Genomic DNA, 19,859 nt, shown 5'->3' on the forward strand with positions numbered 1-19,859 from the left:
GCGGGCCGCTCAGGCGGCGCGGCGGGTCGTCAGGGCGCAGGCCACGGCGGTGGCGGCCGCCGTGAGGAGTCCGGCTGCGGCCAGAGGCAGCACGGGGGCCGGGACGATCGCGTGCCGCGAGCCGTCGACCAGGGCGGTGATCGCCACCCGGGCCGGGGAACCGGCCATCACCAGGGTCAGCAGCACGCCGAGAAGGAGGGCGGGGACGGCCCGGCCCGGCGAGCGCAGCAGCGGCCAGTTCGTGAGGGCGCCGACGGCCGTGCCGAGGAGGGCGCAGGTGAGGGCGGCGAGGAGTCCGGCGCCGCCCGCCGGAAGCGCCTCGACGCGCGTCTGGTGGTCCGTGCTCGTGGGGGCGCTGATGAACGTGACGACGACCGTGGCCGCCGTCCCGAGGAGCGCCGCCGTCGCGAACGCGACCAGGACGCAGGCCAGGTGCGCCCGGACGGGTCCGGCCGCCGCCCCCGTACAACTGCGGGCCGCCGGTGGCTCGTTGGTGGCGCAGATCCGCATCAGCCAGGCGGCCACCGGCAGCAGCGCGGCGGCCGTGTAGCCGAGCGAGTCGAGCACCGGCTGCCCGTTCCGCACACCGATGCCGAGGAACGCCGCGTACAGGATGACGGGCGGCAGCCAGCGCTGGGAGCGCAGCAGCAGCGCGGCCTGGTAACGGAGGAGGGCGGTCATCAGGAGCTTTCCACTTCCAGTTCTGCCGGTTCCACCGGCGCCGGTGAGTCGGTCGGTTCGGGCCCCGGCCCCACGCTCACCACATGCCAGGGCGGACGAGCGCCGAGCAACGCCCGGAGCAGCGCGTCCGACCGGGCCTCCGGCACGGTGAACCGATGTGCACCGGCGCCCGTTTCCTCGACTGCCGTAGTCAACTTGTCGATGACGTCCGGAACTCGGGCGCCCGACGGCCCTCTCGCCTCGACGACGGAGACGGCTGCCGAGGAGTCGCCCGCCTCCGCCCGTGAAGTCCCTTCGCCTGCACGGAAGTTGAGCCCACCCCCGACCACCGCGTACGTCGCGTCCGGCACCCCGGCCAGTCGGCGCGGGTCATGATCGACGAACACAACCGCGGCCCCGGCGGTCGTGCGCTCGACGACCAGGCGCTCCAACTCCTCGCGGGCGTCGGTGTCCAGGCCGGTCCACGCCTCGTCGAGGACGAGCAACTCCGGTTCGGCGAGCAGGGCCTGGGCCACGGCGACCTTCTGGCTGCTGCCCTTGGAGAGCTCCGCCATCGGCGTACGGGCGTACTCGGCGGCCCCGAAGCGTTCCAGCCACTCGTCGGCGGCGCGGGCGGCGGCCGGACGGTCCAGGCCGTGGACGGCACCGAGGTGGGTGAGGTACTCGACCGCGGTGAACGGCAGCGCGGCGGGGAAGCGCTCGGGAACGTACGCCGTGCGCGGGCGCCCCGTCACCCGGCCCTCCGTGGGCGCGTCGATGCCGGCGAGGACGCGGAGCAGCGTCGACTTGCCGGTGCCGTTCGCGCCCTCCACCCGGATCAGCGCGCCGGGGGCGAGCTCCAGGCCGATGTCACGCAGCACCCAGGGGCCGCGGAAGCCGTAACGGCGGCCGACACCCTCAAGGCTCAGCAGTAACTCACGTTCCATGCCCTCATCCTCGTACAACCCAGCAAGTACGTGGGGAGGGAACGCATCTGCCGCCTGGCAGACTGGGCGGGTGAGCACCGGTGACCCGAACTCCCAGGACAGCCCCTTCCGGGACGAGCGGACCTCGCGCGACGAGGCGCCGCAGTTCGTGCTGCCCCTGGTCGCACGCATCGAGCGGGCGGCTCCCCCGGCGCGTACGGACGCGTTGGAGACGGCGGCGCGGGCGGTGCTGGTGATGCTGAGCGACGCGCGGTCGGTGGGAGACGGCGAGTGGGCCGAGGCGATGCGGAGCTGGCAGGACGCCCGCATCCGCAAGGTGGTGCGGCGGGCGCGCGGCGCGGAGTGGCGGCGGGCCGAAGCGCTGCCCGGGATCACGGTGACGGGCAAGTCGGCCGAGGTGCGTGTCTTCCCGCCCGTCCCGCTCGACGGCTGGCCCAAGGACCTGGCCCGTCTCCAGGTCTCCGGCACGGACCTCGACGACCCGGAGCCCCCGGCCGATCCCGATCCCGCCGCCCCGGTCCTGTGGCTGAACCCCGAGATCGACATGTCGGCCGGCAAGGCCATGGCCCAGGCGGGTCACGGCGCCCAACTCGCCTGGTGGGACCTCTCCGACGCGGCCCGTACCGCCTGGCGCGACGCGGGCTTCCCGCTCGCCGTCCGCACCGCCGCCCCCGCCCACTGGGGTGCCCTCACCACCGCAGGCCTCCCCCTCGTCCGCGACGCGGGCTTCACGGAGGTCGCCCCCGGCTCCTGCACGGTGGTGGCGGACCACCAGGCCCTGCGCGGCTGAGGGCGTCCGCTCCCCGGGCGGGCGGGGCGAAGACCGCCGGGGCAACCGGGGCCGCCCCGGGCCCCGTTGAATCGTGTCCGCCCGAGCTGGACGTACTCAGCCCGTTCAAAGCTCGTTGAACAACTCCGTCGCCCCGTACGTATCTTCCTGCACTGGCCAAGTAACTGCCCCAACGACCAGTTGGCATCACCCGGGAGGATCACTTTGCGGCGTCTCAACGGCTCGCTCATCGCCAGCCTTGCTCTCGTCGTCACCGTCGGCGCGGTGGCGTTCCCCGTATGGTCGTACGCCGACCGCTCGGGCACCGCTCAGGCCAACATGGCCTCCAGCATGGTGAACACCCAGTGGGGACCGCTGACGGCCGCCGACCGGGACCTGATCGTCCGCGTGCGGCTCGCGGGACTGTGGGAGCTGCCGGCCGCCGAGCAGGCGATGCAGCGGTCCGACAGCCCGGCCGTGAGGGAGGCGGCCGACCACCTGATCGTGGGCCACAAGGACCTCGACGAGCGGGTGCGGACCGTGGCGTCCCAGCTGGGCGTCGAGCTGCCGAACGTGCCGAACGCGCAGCAGCAGGGCTGGCTCCAGCAGATGAGCAACGCCACGGACGACCAGTACGACCGGGTGTGGGCCAATCTGCTGCGCTCCGCGCACGGCAAGATCTTCCCGACCGTCGGGGCGATCCGGAACGGCACCCAGAACACCCTGGTGCGCCAGCTGGCCTCGGACACCAACCAGACCGTGCTCGACCACATCACGATGCTGGAGAAGACCGGCGAGGTCGACTTCGACGCGATCGCCAACGGCACGATCTGACGCGGCCGCGGCTCCCACCCCCGAGCGGCGGCCCGGCCCCGACACCACACAGCGGTCACCATCCGCACACCCCAGGCAAAGTTCAGTCCCCAACGATCAGTTGGTTTCCTCCGGGAGGCTCATTTGCGACGCTCCAAGGGCTCTGTCCTCGTCGCCCTGGCGATCGCCGGCACGCTCACCGCGGTCGCCTACCCCATCGTCTACTCGTACCCCAACCGCAACGCCACGGCCGCGGCCGCGCTCACCGGTGACACGGTGACCACGCAGTGGGGGCCGCTCACCCCCCTCGACCGCGACCTGCTCATCCGCGTGCGGCTGGCAGGTCTGTGGGAGCTGCCGGCCGGGCAGCAGGCGCTGGAGCGCAGCGGCAGCAAGTCCGTCAGAGAGGCCGCCGACCACCTGATCGTGGGCCACACCGACCTCGACAAGCGGTCACGGGTCATCGCCGCGAAGCTGGGCGTCGAGCTGCCGAACCAGCCCACGGCGGAGCAGCAGGGCTGGCTGGACCAGATGACCGCCTCCAAGACCGAGGCGGAGTACAACAAGACCTGGGCGAACCTGCTGCGGGCCGCCCACGGCAAGATCTTCCCGGTGATCGGCACCGTGCGGAACTCCACCCGCAACACGCTGATCCGCCAGTTGGCCTCCGACGCCAACCAGACCGTGCTGGACCACATCACGATCCTGGAGGGCACCGGCGAGGTCGACTTCGCGACCATCGCCAACAACTCGGTCAGCGGTACCGCCAGCCCGACCGGCCCGCCGCCGCCCACCCCGGGTCAGGTGCCGCCGGCCGCGCCCGCCGCCGAGCCGTCCACCAACCCCCGCGTGAGCTCGGTGCCGTCTCCGACCACACCCGGCCTGGTCCCCACCGGCCGTCCGGATCCGGAGGAGCTCAACGAGGACCAGGGCGAACCTCAGGTGCAGTAGCCACCGTCGCGGGCTCGGCCGGAAGCCCGGGAGGAAGCCGGGGAGGAAGCCGGGGAGAAAGCTCAAATGTTGCTCTGAAGGTCCCCTCCTCGGGGTTCGGCCCCGGCTGACGGGGCCATGACTCCGTCACGCCGGAACACAGGTCCGCCGTAAGGAGACGCGCAGGGTCCTGGTGAAGCCGTGGCCGACGTGACCGAGGAGGGGACGATGGAGCAGATCGCACAGTTGGGGACGGGTATCGGCTGGCGGCCGGAGATCGCCGACGCCGTCGAGCGCATGGCCGGGTCGTCGGGCGGTGTCGACTGGGTCGAGGTCGTCGCCGAGAACGTCTGTCCCGGCCACATCCCCGAGTCGCTGGTGCGCCTGCGCGAGCGGGGCGTCACGGTCGTACCGCACGGCGTCTCCCTGGGGCTCGGCGGCGCCGACCGCCCCGACGAGCAGCGCCTGCGCTCCCTCGCCGAGCGCGCTCAGGCACTGAGCGCCCCCCTCGTCACGGAGCACATCGCCTTCGTACGGGCGGGGGGTGCCCTCACCGCGTCGCCGGGGCTGGAGGCCGGGCATCTGCTGCCGGTGCCGCGGACCCGGGACGCCCTGGACGTGCTGTGCGAGAACGTCCGCATCGCCCAGGACGCGCTGCCCGTGCCGCTCGCCCTGGAGAACATCGCGGCCCTGATCAACTGGCCGGGCGAGGAGATGACGGAGGGGCAGTTCCTCTACGACCTCGTCGACCGCACCGGGGTCCGGCTGCTCATCGACGTGGCGAACCTCCACACCAACCACGTCAACCGGGGCGAGGACCCCGCGAAGGCGCTCGACGAGCTGCCGGTCGAGGCCATCGCGTACGTCCATGTCGCGGGCGGCTTCGAGCGCGACGGCGTCTGGCACGACAGCCACGCCCACCCCGTCCCCCGGCAGGTCCTCGACGTCCTCGCCGACCTCGCCTCCCGCGTCACCCCGCCGGGCGTCCTCCTGGAACGCGACGAGAACTTCCCCGAGCCGGCGGAGCTGGAGCGGGAGCTGGGGGCGATCCGGGGGGTGCTGGAGAAGGCCGAGGTGCGCAGCCCTGCCGAGGCGCGGAACGCTGAGGAGCGGGCGCCCGTCGCGGAGGCCGCGTCCGCCGCCCGGCAGCGGCTCGGGCTCGCGCAGGCCGCGCTGCTGTCCGCGCTGGTCGCGGGGACGCCGGTGCCCGAGGGGTTCGACCGGGTACGGCTGGGGGTCCAGGCGCGGGCCCTCGCCGCCAAGCGGGCGGACGTCGTGGCGAAGGTGGCGCCGGAACTCCCGGAGATCCTCGGCACCTCGTACCGGCCGGCCTTCGTGGCGTACGCGCAGGGCCACCCGATGACCGACGGCTACCGGCGGGACGCCCTCTCCTTCGCCGAGCATGTGCTGCTGACGGGCCGCCCCGACGACGCGGACGTCCTGCGCGAGGTGCGCCGATGGTGGCTGGAGCGCTCGGGCCCGGCCCCGCTCTCCCAGCGACCGACGGCCCGGCTGGCCCGCGCGACCCGCAGGGTGCTGCTACGTCGTTGAGCCGGGGCGTTCCCGCCGAGATGTGCTCCGATTAACAAACCCGTGTCTCCCACACGGGTTTGCCGTCGTTTTCGCCCCGGTTCCCCCCATCATGTCCACGGCTCCGCGTACCCCATCCGGCGCGTTTTGCCCCCTCCTCAACCGTTCCTTCTCGTACGGCACTTGGCGTAGACCGGGCAGTAACATGCCAGTCGAAGGCCCATCAGCACCCGTTGCGCACTAGCGTGCGGTGCCGCGAGCAGGAGGCACCATGCGAACCACCAACGGCAGAGGAGGACTGTTCAGTGGCACAGGACTCATCGTCGCCGGACTGACGGCGACACTCATCGCGCTGATCTTCCCGATCTGGTCCTACGCGGACCGCTCCGGGACAGGCGTCAGCGTGCTCAACGCGTCCACCGTGACGACGCAGTACGGTCCGCTGTCCGGCCTGGACCGGGAGTTCATCACCAAGGTCAGGCTGGCGGGGCTGTGGGAGCTGCCCGCCGGGCAGCAGGCCCAGACGAAGGGCACCACCGAGGCCGTACGGACCGCCGGGGACCATCTCATCGAGGGGCACACCTTCCTCGACGCCCGCGTCCGCAACGTCGCCGCGCGCCTCAGCCTGCCTCTGCCCAACCAGCCGACCGACCAGCAGCGGGCCTGGCTGGACAGGCTGACGGCGGCACAGGGCGAGGAGTACGACCGCGAGTTCGCCAACATCCTGCGCCTGGCGCACGGCAAGGTGTTCTCCGTCGTCGCCCAGGTCCGCGCCACCACCCGCAACTCGCTGGTCCGCGATCTCGCCGACGACGCCAACACCACCGTCCTCGACCACATCAAGGTCCTGGAGGCCACCGGCCTCGTCGACTACGACGCCATCGCCCGCGACGCGGCCTCCGCCAGCGCCCCGCCCATCACCAACTCCCCCGCCCCGCCCGGCCCCTTGATCGACCCCGGCTCCCCGATCCCGGTGACCCCGTCGCCCACCCCGCCGCCGCCGGCGACGTCCTCACCGCGCTACACCCTGCCGCCGGCCGCCAACGGGCCGGCGGACGGCTAGGGCCCTTCTGATGGATCTCCGCGGCGTCGCGACGCCCGAAAACGGGAGAGCGCCCCAGGGGTTGTTGTCGTTGGTTCGCCGCGGGTCGTCCGTGGCTGATCGCGCCCACGCGGCGGAGCCGCACATGGACACAGCCCCGCGCCCCTCAAAACAACGGCGACACTCTCGAACGGGTGCTTTACATTCGCCCTCTTTCACACCAAACATCCCTTTGTCGCTGTCGTGCTTCGGAGGGACTCTCGATGCGTGCTGCCGTTCTGTGCGGGATCGTCGGGGCGGTGTTGCTGAGTGCCCTCGGCACCGCGCCGGCCACAGGGGACATGAGCGGGGCGGCAGGGGAGGTCGCTGTCGTGGCGCAGCGGGCCGCCGAGGAGGGGATTCGGTTCGGGAAGTGTCCGGTGGTGGAGGGGCTGCCGGACGGGATCCAGTGCGGGACGGTCGAGGTGCCGCTCGACTACGCGCAGCCCGAGGGCAGGCAGATCTCGCTGACCGTCAGCCGGGTCGAGGCCGGTGGGAAGGACGCCAAAGGGAGGAAGGTCGAGCGGCAAGGGGCGCTCGTGTTCAACCCGGGCGGGCCCGGGGCCTCCGGGATGTTCTTTCCGCTCATCGGCTACGTCCCGCAGTGGAAGCGGATCGCGGCCGCGTACGACCTCGTGGGGTACGCCCCGCGCGGAGTCGGGCGGTCGGCGCCGCTGTCGTGTCAGGATCCGAAGCGGCTGCACCGGGGGCCCTCACCGGCGCCGACGTACCCGACGGAGTCGTACAAGAAGGAGCGGATCGCACGGGCGAAGGCCTACGCCCGGGAGTGTGCGCGGCGGGGCGGGAGCGCGCTGCGGCACTACCACTCCCTCAACAACGCCCGCGACCTGGACGTGCTGCGCGCCGCGCTCGGCGAGCACCGGCTGACGTTCATGGGGGCGTCGTACGGGACGTACCTCGGGGCGCTGTACGCGACGCTGTTCCCCTCGCATGTGCGCCGGATGGTCTTCGACTCGGCGGTGAACCCGGATCCCGATCAGATCTGGTACCAGAACAATCTCGGTCAGTCGGCGGCACTCGAAGGGCGCTGGGCGGACTTCCGGACCTGGGTCGCCAAGCACGACAAGGTGTACGGGCTGGGTGACACCCCGGAGAGGGTGCTGCGGAGCTACGAGCGGGCGGCGGCGCGGCTGGCCTCCCGGCCCGCCGGGGGCAAGGTGGGGCCGGGGCAGCTGCAGGGCGCGTTCCTGCAGGCCGCCTACTACGACGACTACTGGCCGCAACGTGCGCTGGCTCTCTCCGCGTATCTGAAGGGCGACCCGAAGCCACTCGTCGAGATCGCCGGTCCGTACCCGGAGGCGGCCGTCGAGCAGGAGAACGCCGGCGCCGTCTACACGGCCGTCGAGTGCAACGACGCGCCCTGGCCGACGGAGTGGCGGGTCTGGGACCGCGACAACACGCGGCTCGCGCGTACCGCGCCCTTCGAGACGTGGGACAACGTCTGGACGAACCTGCCGTGCGCGTACTGGGGCGGGCCGCGTCAGCGGCCGCTGGATGTGCGCACGGGGCCGGGCGAGCTACCGCCGACGCTGATTCTGGCGGCCGAGCGGGATGCGGCTGCGCCGTATGACGGGGCGCTCGAGCTGCATCGGCGGCTTTGGGGGGCGGTGCTGGTGACTGAGCGGGATGCCGGGAGCCATGGGATCGGTGGGGGGCCGAACACATGCGTCAACGGGTACCTGGAGGCATACCTGTTGGAGGGGCGGGTGCCTGAGCGGAGGGCGGCTTGTGCGGCGCACCCTGAGCCGAGGCCAAGCTCTGCGCGGTCAGGAGCTGCGCCGTCAGGCAGTGGGGCGGCTGCGGGCCGTCCGTGGCTGGTCGCGCCCACGCGGCAGAGCCGCAAAATGTAACTGCCCCGCGCCCCTTTCGGGGCGCGGGTGATCCCACCTACGCCAGGCCCGCCACCAGCTCGGCCACCGACTTCCTGCGGCCCGTGTAGAACGGGACCTCCTCGCGGACGTGCATGCGGGCCTCGGAGGCGCGGAGGTGGCGCATGAGGTCGACGATGCGGTAGAGCTCGTCGGCCTCGAAAGCGAGGATCCACTCGTAGTCGCCCAGGGAGAAGGACGCGACCGTGTTGGCGCGGACGTCCGGGTAGCCGCGGGCCATCTTGCCGTGGTCGGCGAGCATGCGGCGGCGGTCCTCGTCGGGCAGCAGGTACCAGTCGTAGGAGCGCACGAAGGGGTAGACGCTGACGTAGTCGCGCGGCGTCTCGTCGGCGAGGAACGCCGGGATGTGCGAGCGGTTGAACTCGGCGGGGCGGTGCAGCGCCATGTTCGACCACACCGGCGTGAGCGCGCGGCCCAGCCTGGTGCGGCGGAAGAGGTTGTACGCCTCCTGAAGCTGGTCACTGGTCTCGGCGTGCCACCAGATCATGAGGTCGGCGTCGGCGCGCAGGCCCGACACGTCGTACGTACCGCGGATGGTCACGTCCTTCGCGGCGAGCTGGTCGAACAGCTCCTGGACCTCGTCGGCGTAACCGGCGCGGTCCTCCGGCAGGACGTCCTTCAGCTTGAAGACGGACCACAGCGTGTAGCGGATGACCTCGTTGAGGTCCTTGGCCAGCTTGCCCTTGTTCGGGATGCGGCCGGACTCGGTGGTGGGGGCGTCGTCGCTCATGGTTCCTATTCTCCCGCTCCGCCGTGCGGGCTCCGCACCGGGTTGGCCGTGAGGTCCTGCACAGCGCGCAGGTCACCGTGGATCCGGTCGACGGCGGCCGCCGCGCTCGCGATGCAGGCCGGGATGCCGACGCCGTCGTACGCCGCGCCGCAGACCGCGAGGCCGGGCAGCTTGCCGATGTGCTCGCGGACACGGGCCACGCGCGCGTGGTGGCCGACCGGGTACTGGGGCAGGCCGTCGTCCCAGCGGGTGACGCGGGTTTCGAGGGGCGTGGCGGACAGGCCGGTGGCCTCGCGCAGGTCGTTTCTCGACACGTCCACGAGGTGGGCGTCGTCGTGGTCCAGGATCGCCGTCTCGCCGTACCGGCCGACGGAGGTGCGCAGGATCAACAGGGCGGGGTTCTGCTCGGCGATCCAGCCCCACTTCTGGGAGGCGAAGGTGGACGCCTTGATGGTGCGCCCGTCGACCGGCGGCACCAGGAAGCCGCTGCCCTCGGGGAGGGTGAGGTCGGCGCGGCGGTAGGCGAGGGTGACCAGGGCCATGGAGGCGTACTCGACGGCGGCCAGTTCGGTGGCGGCCGCGGGGGCCTCGGCGCGCAGCAGGTCGGCGGCGACGGGGGCGGGGACGGCCACGACGACGGCGTCCGCGTGCAGGACACGGGCGTCAGCGGCCCCGGTGCCCCCGCCACTGCCTGTCGTCCGGGTACCCCCGGTGACGACACGCCAGCCACCGGAGCCCTCCCGGCGCAGCTCCGTGACAGGGGCCCGGGTCAGGATCTCGGCGCCGCGCGCCCGCACCGACGCGGCGACCGCGAGCGGCAGTCCGCCCACCCCGCCCTCGATGCCCATGAACACCGGCCCGGTCTGCTGGGCGGCGGCCGCGCGCTCCTGGATCTCCCGGACGGCCTCGGTGAGGGAGGTGTGCGTCCGGGCGGCCTGGAAGAGCTGCGGGACGGCCGAGCGCATCGAGATGCGGTACGCGTCGCCCGCGTAGACACCGCCGAGCAGGGGCTCCACCAGGCGGTCGACGACCTCGCGGCCGAGGCGGGCCGCCACGTACTCCCCCACCGCCACGTCGTCGCCGACCTCCGTGCGCGGCAGGTCGGCGTCGCGCTCGATCCGGGCCAGGCCCTCGTCGGAGAGGACACCGGAGAGGGCGGACGCGGTGCCGGGGACGCCCATCACGTGCCCCTTGGGCATGGGCCGCAGGGCACCTCGCGTCCAGAGGGAGGCCGTGGCGGTGGCGGGCGGCTGGAGCCGGTCGGCGAGGCCGACCTCTCTGGCGAGGGCGACCGCCTCCGGGCGGCGTGCCAGCATCGACTCGGCGCCGAAGTCGACCCGCGCGCCCGCGATCTCACCGGGCAGCAGCTTGCCGCCGACCCGGTCCGAGGCCTCCAGGACGGTCACTCTCGCACCCCGGTCCAGCAGTCCGTGCGCGGCGGCGAGCCCCGCGATCCCGGCCCCGATGACGACGACATGCCCGGCGTCGCGCCCGACGTCCGTACGTGATCCGCTCATGGCTCCACCCTCTCAGATGTCACTGACAGTCATGGCGTCGGTCCCTCCACCGTGACGTCCGCCCCTGTGGCCTCGCCGAGTCCCGACCGTGACCGCTTCGGGACCGGATCCCGCCAACGTTCGGGCCCCCTCCCCCGTCGAAGGAGCGTCAGCAAGGCGGGCAAGCACGCCTGTCACGACCCTCGGGGGGTACGCCGCAATGGCCGAAACACACGTACGACGTTCCCGGTGGCCCGCAGGAGGCCTCGCCGCCCTGTTCCTCGCCGCCGCCCTGGCGCTCACCGGCTGCGGCGCCAGTGACGACACCAGCTCGGGCGGCGAGGCGGCCTCCGACAGCAAGGCGGACATGTCCGGCCGGCAGGAGGGCGCCCTGAACGGCGACAGCGGCAGCGAACAGAGCGGCGGCAAGGCCGCCGACGCGCCGATCAAGATCGCCCCGAGCCACATCATCCGCACCGCCTCCCTGACCGTGCGGGTCAAGGACGTGCCGAAGGCCCTGGACGAGGCCCGCACCGCTGTGGAGAACGCGGGCGGGTTCGTCGGCAGCGAGTCCACGACCCGTGACGGCGAGGACCGCGAACGCACCCGGGTCGTCCTGCGTGTGCCCACCGAGAAGTACGAGGAGGTCCTCGGCGAACTGGAGGGCACCGGCACGCTGATCGAGCGCAAGACCAAGGCCGAGGACGTCACCGACCAGGTCGTCGACGTGGAGAGCCGTATCAAGACGCAGCAGGCCAGCGTCGCCCGGATCCGCGAGCTGATGGACCGGGCGACCAAGCTCAGCGATGTGGTCACCCTGGAGGGCGAGTTGAGCAGCCGTCAGGCCGACCTGGAGGCGCTGCTCGCCCAGCGGGAGTCCCTGAAGGACCGCACGAGCCTCGCCACCATCACGCTGTCCCTGTCCGAGACCGCGGTGAAGAAGGCCGACAAGAACGACGACCCCGGCTTCATGGACGCGCTGGCGGGCGGCTGGAACGCGTTCGTCGCCCTGTTCCGCTGGCTGGGCATGGCACTCGCAGCGGTCCTCCCCTTCGCCGTGGCCACGGCCCTCGTCCTGCTCGTGTGGTTCCGCTTCGCCCGTGCCCGCCGGCCCCGCCCGGCCACGGCGACGGCGACGGCAGGCACCGCGGGCTCGCTCCCGTCCGCCACACCGGACAACGACGAGCAGGACTGACGTCCGATCCGGCTGACGCCCGATCGGACGGAGGGCGACAGGACCGAGGACCATCGAACCGAGGAGGACCGGACTGAAATGCGGGACCCCCGTAGCGTGTTCCCATGAACATGAGCCGCGCTGAAGAACGATCGAGGGAACGCCTGGTGGTCATCGGTGGCGACGCGGCGGGCATGTCCGCCGCGTCGCAGGCGCGTCGGCTGCGGGGGCCCGACGAACTGGAGATCGTGGCGTTCGAGCGGGGCCACTTCACCTCCTTCTCGGCGTGCGGCATCCCCTACTGGGTGGGCGGCGACGTCCCCGAACGCGACCGGCTCATCGCCCGTTCCCCCGAGGAGCACCGGGCCCGCGACATCGATCTGCGGATGCGTACGGAGGTCGTGGAGATCGATGTCGAGGGCGCACGCGTGCGCGCGCGGGACGTCGATTCCGGCGCCGAGTCCTGGACCTCGTACGACAAGCTCGTCATCGCGACCGGCGCCCGCCCGATCCGTCCCGACCTGCCCGGTGTCGACGCCCCCGGAGTGCACGGCGTGCAGACCCTGGACGACGGCCAGGCCCTCCTCGACACCCTGACCGCCACCGAGGGCCGTCGCGCGGTGGTCGTCGGCGCGGGCTACATCGGCGTGGAGATGGCCGAGGCGCTCATCAACCGGGGGTACGAGGTCACGGTCGTCAACCGTGGCGAGGAGCCCATGTCCACCCTCGACCCGGACATGGGCCGTCTGGTGCACAAGGCCATGGAGGGCCTGGGCATCACGATGGTCGACGACGCCGAGGTCACCGCCGTGCGCACCGGCGACGACGGCCGTGTCCGCGCGGTCACCACCGAGGACGCCGAGTACCCGGCGGACGTGGTGGTCCTGGGCATCGGCGTACGCCCGGAGACGGAGCTCGCGAAGGCGGCGGGGCTGCCCGTGGGCGACCACGGCGGCCTTCTGACCGACCTCGCCCTGCGCGTCCGGGGCCACGAGAACATCTGGGCCGGCGGCGACTGCGTCGAGGTCCTCGACCTGGTCTCCGGCGGCCTGCGCCACATCCCCCTCGGCACCCACGCCAACAAGCACGGCCAGATCATCGGCGCCAACATCGGCGGCGGCTACGCCACCTTCCCCGGCGTCGTCGGCACCGCCGTCAGCAAGGTCTGCGACCTGGAGATCGCCCGCACCGGCCTCCGTGAGAAGGACGCCGACCGCGCCGGCCTCCAGTACGTCACGGTCACCATCGAGTCGACCAGCCGCGCCGGCTACTACCCCGGCGCCGCCCCCATGACGGTCAAGATGCTCGCCGAACGCCGCACCGGCCGCCTCCTCGGCGTCCAGATCGTCGGCCGGGAGGGCGCGGGCAAGCGGGTCGACATCGCCGCGGTGGCCCTGACAGCGGGCATGACGGTCGACCAGATGACCTCCCTGGACCTCGGCTACGCCCCGCCCTTCTCCCCGGTCTGGGACCCGATCCTGGTGGCGGCGAGAAAGGCGGTGGCGGCGGTGAGGTCGAGCGCCTCATAACCAGGGCCCGCCACAAAAGGGGCGCGGGGAACTGCGCGACCAGCCACACCGAACCCGCGGCCGGCGACGCACAGCACCCCTACGGCTAAACCCTCACTAAACAGCCGAAGTACCGTTTATCCGATCGATCGCCTGCCGAGCCTGCTCCGCCGGCGGCCGAGCCGGCAACGAGGACACCGACGCGGACGACGTCACGGCAGCCGGCGCCGCAGGCGCCGTCGTCGGCTTCGCATGCGCCGCGGCCGGCCGAGCCGACCGCAACCGATGGCTGACCGCCTCATCAAGGGTCACCGGCCGCTGCATCCGCGCCGCCAGCCGCCCGGCCTCCTGGCCGAGCGCGGCAACGTCTTCCCAAGGCAGCCGCACCACCAGCGAGATCTCGGCCTCACCGTCCGGGGTGGCGTGCATCGGAGGAGTAACTCGGTCGTTCATCGCCTGTTCCTCACGTAGATCCGCGGTTGAGAACTCATACGCACCACCCGCCGCTCACGTTCACCGCCGTCGGCGCCGAGGCCCACACCGACGCCCGGACCGCTGATTTCGGCCCCGTATCCAGGGCACAAGTCCGGTGTGGTCATCCCCGTCCATGATGTGAACCCCGTGGGCCGCACGCCCTACGTGACCTACGCGCTGATCGCCGCGAACGTCTTCGTCTTCGTCTTCATGCCGGGTCTCGCCGGCTCGGTGCCGGGCGACAGCGAGTCGGCGCTGCTCTGCCATACGCAGGCGTTCCTGGAGCGGTACGCGGCGGTGCCGCAGGAACTGATCCACCATCGGCTGCCGCAGCTGGTGCCCACCGGCGAGATCACCCCGTCGGGAGGCTGCGCGCTGGGCCCGCCGGGCTACGAGAAGTCGCCCGCGCTGTCCGTCCTCACCGCGCTGTTCCTGCACGGCGGCTGGCTGCATCTGCTGGGCAACATGCTCTTCCTGCTGATCTTCGGCAACAACATCGAGGACCGGCTGGGCCACATCCGCTTCGCGTTGTTCTACGTGGTGTGCGGGTACACGGCCGCGTACGGCTACGCGTACGTCAACGACGACTCCACCGCCCCGCTGATCGGCGGGTCCGGGGCGATCGCCGGGGTGCTCGGCGCGTACCTCGTCCTGTATCCGAGGGCGAGGGTCTGGGTGCTGGTCCCGTTCCTGGTCTTCCTGCCGCTGCGGCTGCCGGCGTGGCTGGTGCTGGGCTTCTGGTTCGGGCTCCAGGCGGTGTACTCCTCCGGCGAGGGTGTCGCCGACACCGGCACCGTGGCATACATGGCCCACGTCGTCGGCTTCGTCGCAGGCATGCTCCTGGCCTGGCCCCTGCGGCCCGGCACCCCGCCGCCACCGAAGCCACGGGGTCTGCTGTTCGGCAGGCGGGCACGGCCGCGCTGGTGAGACGGCGAAGCCGGCCTCCGGCTCGGACTGGGTGCAGTCCGCCCGCTGTTCGCCGGTGACGGTCAGGGACGGCGGGCGGCAGCGGCCGTCGGCGCTCAGGCGGAGCTTGCCGGTGAGCCCGCCTCGCGAGCGGCCCAGGCCACCGAGGGGCCAGCCCGCCCCGCCGTCGAGCAGCCCGTTGTGGCGCAGCCGCAGCGCCCGATCGGTACTGGCCGCCACAGTGCAGCGCCCGACCACGGCGTTGCCCCATGCCGGTGGATCGATGGGCGAGGTGAAGGTCCCGACGTACTGGGCGACGCCCTCCGGTGCCCGGGTGACCTGTTCGGCGAGCTGAAGGATCAGGAGAACCAGGTCGATGACCAGCATGATCAGCGAGAGGAAACCGATCCAGCGGCTCAGCGCGGGGACCAGCCGGTCTCGGGATGAGGTGTCAGCCCGTGTGGCCCCCGACAACGGCCCCCGTAGATCTCCGCAGTGGGCATCTTCAGCCTTTGTCATGTCGTCCCACCACGGCCCCTACCGTCACGGGCCCGGCGTCAGCAACGGCGGGTCGAGGACCGGCTGGGGCACGTCCGGTTCAGGCTGTTCTACGCGGTGTGCGGCCCTCCTGGTTCGTGCTCCAGGCGATCTACTCGTCCGGCGAGGGCGTCTCCGACATCGGGACGGTGGCCAGCGCGGCACGGCTGGTGACCACGGCAGGGCCGGTCCGCGGCCGGCCGCACGCGCTCCGGATCGTTCGGCCGCCTGCCGCGTGCGCCCGGTTCAGGCCGAGCAGACCGGGAGACCGCCGTGGAAGGCGATCATCTCCGCGAACAGTTCCTGGACGTCGAGCGCGAAGCCCGGTTCCGCGCCGCCGGCCTCCGCATAGGCTCGGCGCAGGTTCGGCACGATGCGCTCGCTGTCGAGGAGGTCGGCGTACGGACCGAGTTCGGCCTCGCGCGCCGCCTGGAGCGGACTGAGTCCGGCGGCCAGCCCGTCGGCGGCCAGCCGCTGGACGAAGCGGAGGTAGTCGGCGGTGTCGTCGAGGAGTTCGGGGCCACCGACCGGTCCATGTCCGGCGACGACGACCGCGGGAGCGAGGGCCCTCAGCTTCTCGATCACGTCGAGGGATCCGGCGACGGAGCCGGTGAGACAGAAGGGCGTGGCACCCGACATCACCACGTCGCCGGTGAACAGCACCCGCTGTCGCGGCAGCCACACCACCGTGTCGTTCCTGGTGTGGGCGGTACCGAGGTGCATCAGCTCCGCCCGAGTGTCTCCGAGGTGCAGTGTGAGGGGTTCGCGGAAGGTGATGCTGGGAAGCTCCACACCGATGTCGCCCCACGGCACGTCGGGCCACAGACCGGTCAGATGGAGGCCGGCCAGGTCCATCTCGGCGCGCGTCGCCTCGTGTGCGATCACCACCGCGTCCTGCGTGAAGAAGCGGTTGCCGAAGGTGTGGTCCCCGTGGGGATGGGTGTTCACGACATAGCGCGGGGCCCTCGGGGCCACGGTGGCGATCGCGTTCCGCAGCGCCATGGCACGTGCTTCGGTCGCGGCCGTGTCGATCAGTGCCGGCCGGTCCCCGCCGGTGATCAGTCCGGCGTTGTTCAGGCACCAGCCGCCGTCCGGCTGTATGTAGGCGTAGACGTGCTCCGCGACCTCGTGCATTCGCGCCGCGGAAGGGGAATGGTCGTTCACTGCGATCCCTTGTTCGTGCGATCGGTCGGCTTGTCGGGCCTCAGGACGTGGCGGCGAGGGTCACGCTCGTCCGGGGCTTGGTGAAGCGCCGGTTGTGGTAGACGAGCGGTTCCGCGCCACCGAGGAAGACGGACTCGACCCGGCCGACCAGAATGCTGTGGTCACCTCCGTCCAGCACCTCGTGGAGTGTGCAGGCGATCCTCGCCGTGGCAGCGGCCAGACCGGGCAGCCCGAACTCACAGGGCTCCATCGGCGTCCCGGCGAACTTGTCCGCGCCGGACCGGGCGAAGGCGCCCGCGATCTCCTTCTGCCCGGCCGCCAGTACGTTGACCAGGAACTGGCCGGCGGAGACGAACGCGTCGTGGCAGGAAGCCGTCTTCGCGGGGCAGACGAGGACGAGAGGCGGGTCGAGCGAGAGGGAGCTGAACGAGCTCGCGGTGAAACCCCAACGTCGGCCGGCCGCGTCTACGGTGGTCACGACGGTGACGGGGGTGGGCACATGTGCCATGGTCCGGGTGAACTCGGCTTGGTCGACGGTGGGCAACGGTCCTCCTGGCTCTCGGGTGTGCGATAGGGGCCGACCCGGTTTCATGCCGCGGTGCGGAGCACGATCGCCGAGTTGAAGCCGCCCCGCCCGCGTGCGAGGACGAGCGCCGTACGCAGCCGGGCGGGTCGGCGCACCTCGGTCACCAGGTCGACCGGGCAGTCCGTGGCCGGCTCTCCGACGTTCACGGTCGGCGGGATCACCTGGTCACGCAGTGCCAGCAGGGCCGCGGCCACGTCGAGGGAGGACCCGCCCGCGGCGAGCCGGCCCGTCATGGTCTTCGGCGCGGTGACCGGGACGCCGTACGGCCCGAAGACCTCCGCGAGAGCCGCGCTCTCCTCACGGTCGGCCGTACGACGGCCCGCCGCATCGGCGAACACCACATCGACATCGGCGGCGTCCACTCCCGCGTCGTCGAGCGCCAGTTCCACGGCGGCCCGCAGCCGGGGGGCGTCCGGAGAACCCGGTGGCGGATCGAACGTGGCCGCGTATCCCGCGAGTGCGCCGTACACGTCCGCACCCCGGTCGCGTGCCGCGGTCGCGTCCTCCAGGACGAGCAGGGCTCCGCCCTCTCCCACGACATGGCCGTTCGCGTCCGCGGAGAAGGGCAGGAACGCCTGAGCGGGATCCTCACGGGTGCTCAGCTCGCCCCCCGCCAGATGTGCCGTCCAGCCCCACGGGCACAGCGAGGAGTCCACCCCGCCGGTGACCGCCACGCGGACGCCCCTGCGGATCTGGCGCCGGGCCTGGGCGAGGGCGTCGAGTCCGCCGGCCTGTTCCGTGACGAGTACGCCGCTCGGGCCGCGCAGTCCGTGCCTGATGGATATCTGGCCGGTGTTGACGGCGTAGAACCACGCGAAGGACTGGTAGGCGCTGACGTACTGGCCGCCCTTGCTCCACAGGGCTTCCAGCTCCCGCTGGCCGAACTCGAAGCCCCCTGCGGAGCCGGCCGTGATGACGCCACCCCCGTAGTCGGGGAGCTCGGCCGGATCCACACCGGCGTCTTCGAGGGCCTCTTCGGCCGCCGTCAGCGAGAGGCGCGTCATGTGGTCGGTCTGTGGGAGCAGCCGGCCGGGTATGTGCGCGGCCGGGTCGTATCCCCGTACCTCTCCGGCGACCTTCGCCGGGTACTGGGCGGCGTCGAAGCGGGTGAGGGGGCGGATGCCGCTCGTGCCGCTGAGCACCGCGTTCCACCACATCTCGGTGCCCAGACCGTTCGGCGCCGCGACGCCGATGCCCGTGACCACCGGCGCGGCCGGTGCCGGGGAGGAATCATCGCCACCGGGACGGCGGAGGGTTCGGGTGGTCATGCGTCCCTGCCTTGTCCTCGTCTCGTCGCTCGGCACCGGCATCAGGCAGCACCTTCCAGGCTCGGGCGGGTCAGGACCATGGCGCTCTGGAAGCCGCCGAAGCCGCTTCCCACGCTGAGCACGGTGTCGGTCCGCTGTTCCCGGGCGTTGAGCGGGGTGTAGTCGAGATCGCAGGCGGGGTCGGGGTGGTGCAGATTCGCGGTGGGCGGCACCGTGTTGCGTTCGATGGCCAGTGCGCTCGCCGCGACCTCCAGGGAGCCGATCGCCCCCAGGGAGTGCCCGATCATCGACTTGATGGAGCTGACCGGGACCTCGTAGGCGTGCGATCCGAGGCTGCGCTTGAAGGCGGCGGTCTCATGCCGGTCGTTCTGTTTGGTTCCCGAGCCGTGGGCGTTGATGTAGTCGACCGCGGTGGGGTCGAGCCGGGCCTCGTCCAAGGCCGCTGTGACGGCTTCGGCCATCTCGACCCCGTCGGGGCGCAGGCCGGTCATGTGGTACGCGTTGCAGCGACTGGCGAAGCCCGCGATCTCCGCGTAGACGTGGGCGCCCCGACGGCGCGCGCTCTGCAGTTCCTCCAGGACCAGGACCGCCGAGCCCTCGCCGAGGACGAACCCGTTGCGCGTGGCGTCGAAGGGCCGGGACGCGGTCTCAGCCTCGTCGTTGCGCGGCGAGGTGGCCTTGATCGCGTCGAAGCAGGCCACGGTGATCGGGGAGATCGGGGCCTCGGTGGCACCCGTGATCATCACGTCGGCGCTGCCCTCGCGGATCAGCTCGACGGCATGCCCGACAGAGTCCAGGCCGGAAGTGCATCCCGTCGACACCAGGGAGACCGGCCCTTGGGCGCCCACCCGCCAGGCGACTTCGGCGGCCATCGAACTCGGCACGAAGTAGTCGAACAGGTGGGACACGGCGAGCGTGTGATCGACCTGCCAGGTGCTGCCGCCGCGACTGACCGTGTTGTACTCCGTGTCCAGGCCCATGGTGCAGCCGACGGCGCTGCCGAGGGTGACGCCGGTGCGTGTCGGATCCAGTTCCGTGGTGACGAGTCCGCTGTCGCGCAGGGCCTCGTCGGCGCTGACGAGCGCGAACTGGGCGGCCCGGTCGAGACGTTCCGCCTGTTCGGCCGACAGGCCGTGGTCGAGCGGGTCGAAGTCCGCCTCGGCGGCGATGCGGGAGCGGAACTGCGAGGCGTCGAAGAGACTGATGTTCCGGGTCGCGGTCCTGCCCGCGGTCAGCAGGGACCAGAATTCCTTGGTGCCCACGCCGCCCGGTGCGACCACGCCGATTCCGGTGATGACGACGCGTCGGCTCATGGAGTGTCCTTCACGGTGACTCTTTCTCGGTGTGGTCGGTTCGGTCCTGAAGGGGCGTCGGCC

The 19,859-nt window shown here is 71.9% G+C and carries 18 protein-coding genes; 9 read left to right on the forward strand and 9 right to left on the reverse strand.

Translation table 11 applies throughout. The features are described 5' to 3' along the window. Window positions 1–9 precede the first annotated feature (9 nt). Complete coding sequence (locus tag JIX56_RS09905; protein WP_257538919.1) at window positions 10–681, reverse strand: ABC transporter; 672 nt, start codon at window positions 679–681, stop codon at window positions 10–12. Continuing rightward, entirely contained in the window at window positions 681–1,607 is a 927-nt protein-coding gene (locus JIX56_RS09910) for an ABC transporter ATP-binding protein (protein ID WP_257538920.1), read from the reverse strand. Before JIX56_RS09910 ends, JIX56_RS09905 begins: the two co-directional genes overlap by 1 nt. Before the next feature lie 70 nt (window positions 1,608–1,677). On the opposite strand from JIX56_RS09910, the gene JIX56_RS09915 reads away from it, so the two are divergent. The 6 genes from JIX56_RS09915 (at window position 1,678) to JIX56_RS09940 (ending at window position 8,601) form a co-directional block, all read left to right on the forward strand. Beyond that, a complete protein-coding gene (locus tag JIX56_RS09915; protein ID WP_257538922.1) occupies window positions 1,678–2,397 on the forward strand; it encodes a peptidyl-tRNA hydrolase in 720 nt (239 codons plus the stop codon). Window positions 2,398–2,601: 204 nt separating this feature from the next. Beyond that, window positions 2,602–3,210, forward strand: coding sequence for a DUF4142 domain-containing protein (locus JIX56_RS09920; protein WP_257538934.1), 609 nt, complete (start codon window positions 2,602–2,604; stop codon window positions 3,208–3,210). A 123-nt stretch (window positions 3,211–3,333) separates the two neighbouring features. Next, window positions 3,334–4,140 carry a DUF4142 domain-containing protein gene (locus tag JIX56_RS09925; protein ID WP_257538936.1) on the forward strand — a complete coding sequence of 269 codons (807 nt, stop codon included), beginning with the start codon at window positions 3,334–3,336 and terminating at the stop codon, window positions 4,138–4,140. 207 nt (window positions 4,141–4,347) lie between these two features. Continuing rightward, window positions 4,348–5,670 carry a DUF692 domain-containing protein gene (locus tag JIX56_RS09930; protein ID WP_257538938.1) on the forward strand — a complete coding sequence of 441 codons (1,323 nt, stop codon included), beginning with the start codon at window positions 4,348–4,350 and terminating at the stop codon, window positions 5,668–5,670. Window positions 5,671–5,920: 250 nt separating this feature from the next. After that, window positions 5,921–6,712, forward strand: coding sequence for a DUF4142 domain-containing protein (locus JIX56_RS09935; RefSeq protein WP_257538940.1), 792 nt, complete (start codon window positions 5,921–5,923; stop codon window positions 6,710–6,712). Between the two features lie 242 nt (window positions 6,713–6,954). Then, window positions 6,955–8,601, forward strand: coding sequence for an alpha/beta hydrolase (locus tag JIX56_RS09940; RefSeq protein WP_257538942.1), 1,647 nt, complete (start codon window positions 6,955–6,957; stop codon window positions 8,599–8,601). Between the two features lie 37 nt (window positions 8,602–8,638). Here the strand turns inward: JIX56_RS09940 and hemQ are convergent, their stop codons facing one another. Beyond that, window positions 8,639–9,370, reverse strand: coding sequence for a hydrogen peroxide-dependent heme synthase (gene hemQ / locus JIX56_RS09945; protein WP_257538944.1), 732 nt, complete (start codon window positions 9,368–9,370; stop codon window positions 8,639–8,641). A 5-nt stretch (window positions 9,371–9,375) separates the two neighbouring features. Continuing rightward, window positions 9,376–10,887 (reverse strand): protoporphyrinogen oxidase, encoded by a 1,512-nt coding sequence (gene hemG / locus JIX56_RS09950; protein ID WP_257538946.1) that lies wholly within the window; start codon window positions 10,885–10,887, stop codon window positions 9,376–9,378. Window positions 10,888–11,086: 199 nt separating this feature from the next. Between hemG and JIX56_RS09955 the strand changes: the two genes are divergently transcribed. Continuing rightward, the gene (locus JIX56_RS09955; RefSeq protein WP_257538947.1) at window positions 11,087–12,061 is read left to right on the forward strand and encodes a DUF4349 domain-containing protein; all 975 of its coding nucleotides are present in this window, start codon (window positions 11,087–11,089) and stop codon (window positions 12,059–12,061) included. A gap of 104 nt (window positions 12,062–12,165) precedes the next feature. Then, window positions 12,166–13,569, forward strand: coding sequence for an FAD-dependent oxidoreductase (locus JIX56_RS09960; protein WP_257538948.1), 1,404 nt, complete (start codon window positions 12,166–12,168; stop codon window positions 13,567–13,569). A gap of 96 nt (window positions 13,570–13,665) precedes the next feature. Here the strand turns inward: JIX56_RS09960 and JIX56_RS09965 are convergent, their stop codons facing one another. Beyond that, window positions 13,666–14,001: a hypothetical protein gene (locus JIX56_RS09965; protein ID WP_257538949.1), complete on the reverse strand. Its 336-nt coding sequence runs from the start codon at window positions 13,999–14,001 to the stop codon at window positions 13,666–13,668. A gap of 138 nt (window positions 14,002–14,139) precedes the next feature. Between JIX56_RS09965 and JIX56_RS09970 the strand changes: the two genes are divergently transcribed. Further along, window positions 14,140–14,949 (forward strand): rhomboid family intramembrane serine protease, encoded by an 810-nt coding sequence (locus tag JIX56_RS09970; protein ID WP_257538950.1) that lies wholly within the window; start codon window positions 14,140–14,142, stop codon window positions 14,947–14,949. 762 nt (window positions 14,950–15,711) lie between these two features. Here the strand turns inward: JIX56_RS09970 and JIX56_RS09975 are convergent. The 4 genes from JIX56_RS09975 to JIX56_RS09990 are packed head-to-tail and all read right to left on the reverse strand — an operon-like array spanning window position 15,712 to window position 19,796. Then, the gene (locus tag JIX56_RS09975) at window positions 15,712–16,629 is read right to left on the reverse strand and encodes an MBL fold metallo-hydrolase (protein ID WP_306819838.1); all 918 of its coding nucleotides are present in this window, start codon (window positions 16,627–16,629) and stop codon (window positions 15,712–15,714) included. A gap of 40 nt (window positions 16,630–16,669) precedes the next feature. Then, complete coding sequence (locus JIX56_RS09980) at window positions 16,670–17,173, reverse strand: flavin reductase family protein (RefSeq protein ID WP_257538951.1); 504 nt, start codon at window positions 17,171–17,173, stop codon at window positions 16,670–16,672. Window positions 17,174–17,217: 44 nt separating this feature from the next. Beyond that, the gene (locus JIX56_RS09985) at window positions 17,218–18,483 is read right to left on the reverse strand and encodes a ketosynthase chain-length factor (RefSeq protein ID WP_257538952.1); all 1,266 of its coding nucleotides are present in this window, start codon (window positions 18,481–18,483) and stop codon (window positions 17,218–17,220) included. Window positions 18,484–18,524: 41 nt separating this feature from the next. Beyond that, the gene (locus tag JIX56_RS09990; RefSeq protein WP_257538953.1) at window positions 18,525–19,796 is read right to left on the reverse strand and encodes a beta-ketoacyl-[acyl-carrier-protein] synthase family protein; all 1,272 of its coding nucleotides are present in this window, start codon (window positions 19,794–19,796) and stop codon (window positions 18,525–18,527) included. Window positions 19,797–19,859: the final 63 nt, after the last annotated feature.

This window comes from Streptomyces sp. CA-210063 (assembly GCF_024612015.1).
Lineage (GTDB): Bacteria > Actinomycetota > Actinomycetes > Streptomycetales > Streptomycetaceae > Streptomyces.

What these genes read in the sequence shown, in the direction of transcription:
- JIX56_RS09965 (WP_257538949.1), bottom strand. Translation starts at nt 14,001, where the DNA reads ATGAACGACCGAGTTACTCCTCCGATGCACGCCACCCCGGACGGTGAG.
- JIX56_RS09940 (WP_257538942.1), top strand. Translation starts at nt 6,955, where the DNA reads ATGCGTGCTGCCGTTCTGTGCGGGATCGTCGGGGCGGTGTTGCTGAGT.
- JIX56_RS09960 (WP_257538948.1), top strand. Translation starts at nt 12,166, where the DNA reads ATGAACATGAGCCGCGCTGAAGAACGATCGAGGGAACGCCTGGTGGTC.
- JIX56_RS09910 (WP_257538920.1), bottom strand. Translation starts at nt 1,607, where the DNA reads ATGGAACGTGAGTTACTGCTGAGCCTTGAGGGTGTCGGCCGCCGTTAC.
- hemQ (WP_257538944.1), bottom strand. Translation starts at nt 9,370, where the DNA reads ATGAGCGACGACGCCCCCACCACCGAGTCCGGCCGCATCCCGAACAAG.
- JIX56_RS09905 (WP_257538919.1), bottom strand. Translation starts at nt 681, where the DNA reads ATGACCGCCCTCCTCCGTTACCAGGCCGCGCTGCTGCTGCGCTCCCAG.
- JIX56_RS09935 (WP_257538940.1), top strand. Translation starts at nt 5,921, where the DNA reads ATGCGAACCACCAACGGCAGAGGAGGACTGTTCAGTGGCACAGGACTC.
- hemG (WP_257538946.1), bottom strand. Translation starts at nt 10,887, where the DNA reads ATGAGCGGATCACGTACGGACGTCGGGCGCGACGCCGGGCATGTCGTC.
- JIX56_RS09985 (WP_257538952.1), bottom strand. Translation starts at nt 18,483, where the DNA reads ATGACCACCCGAACCCTCCGCCGTCCCGGTGGCGATGATTCCTCCCCG.
- JIX56_RS09955 (WP_257538947.1), top strand. Translation starts at nt 11,087, where the DNA reads ATGGCCGAAACACACGTACGACGTTCCCGGTGGCCCGCAGGAGGCCTC.
- JIX56_RS09990 (WP_257538953.1), bottom strand. Translation starts at nt 19,796, where the DNA reads ATGAGCCGACGCGTCGTCATCACCGGAATCGGCGTGGTCGCACCGGGC.
- JIX56_RS09930 (WP_257538938.1), top strand. Translation starts at nt 4,348, where the DNA reads ATGGAGCAGATCGCACAGTTGGGGACGGGTATCGGCTGGCGGCCGGAG.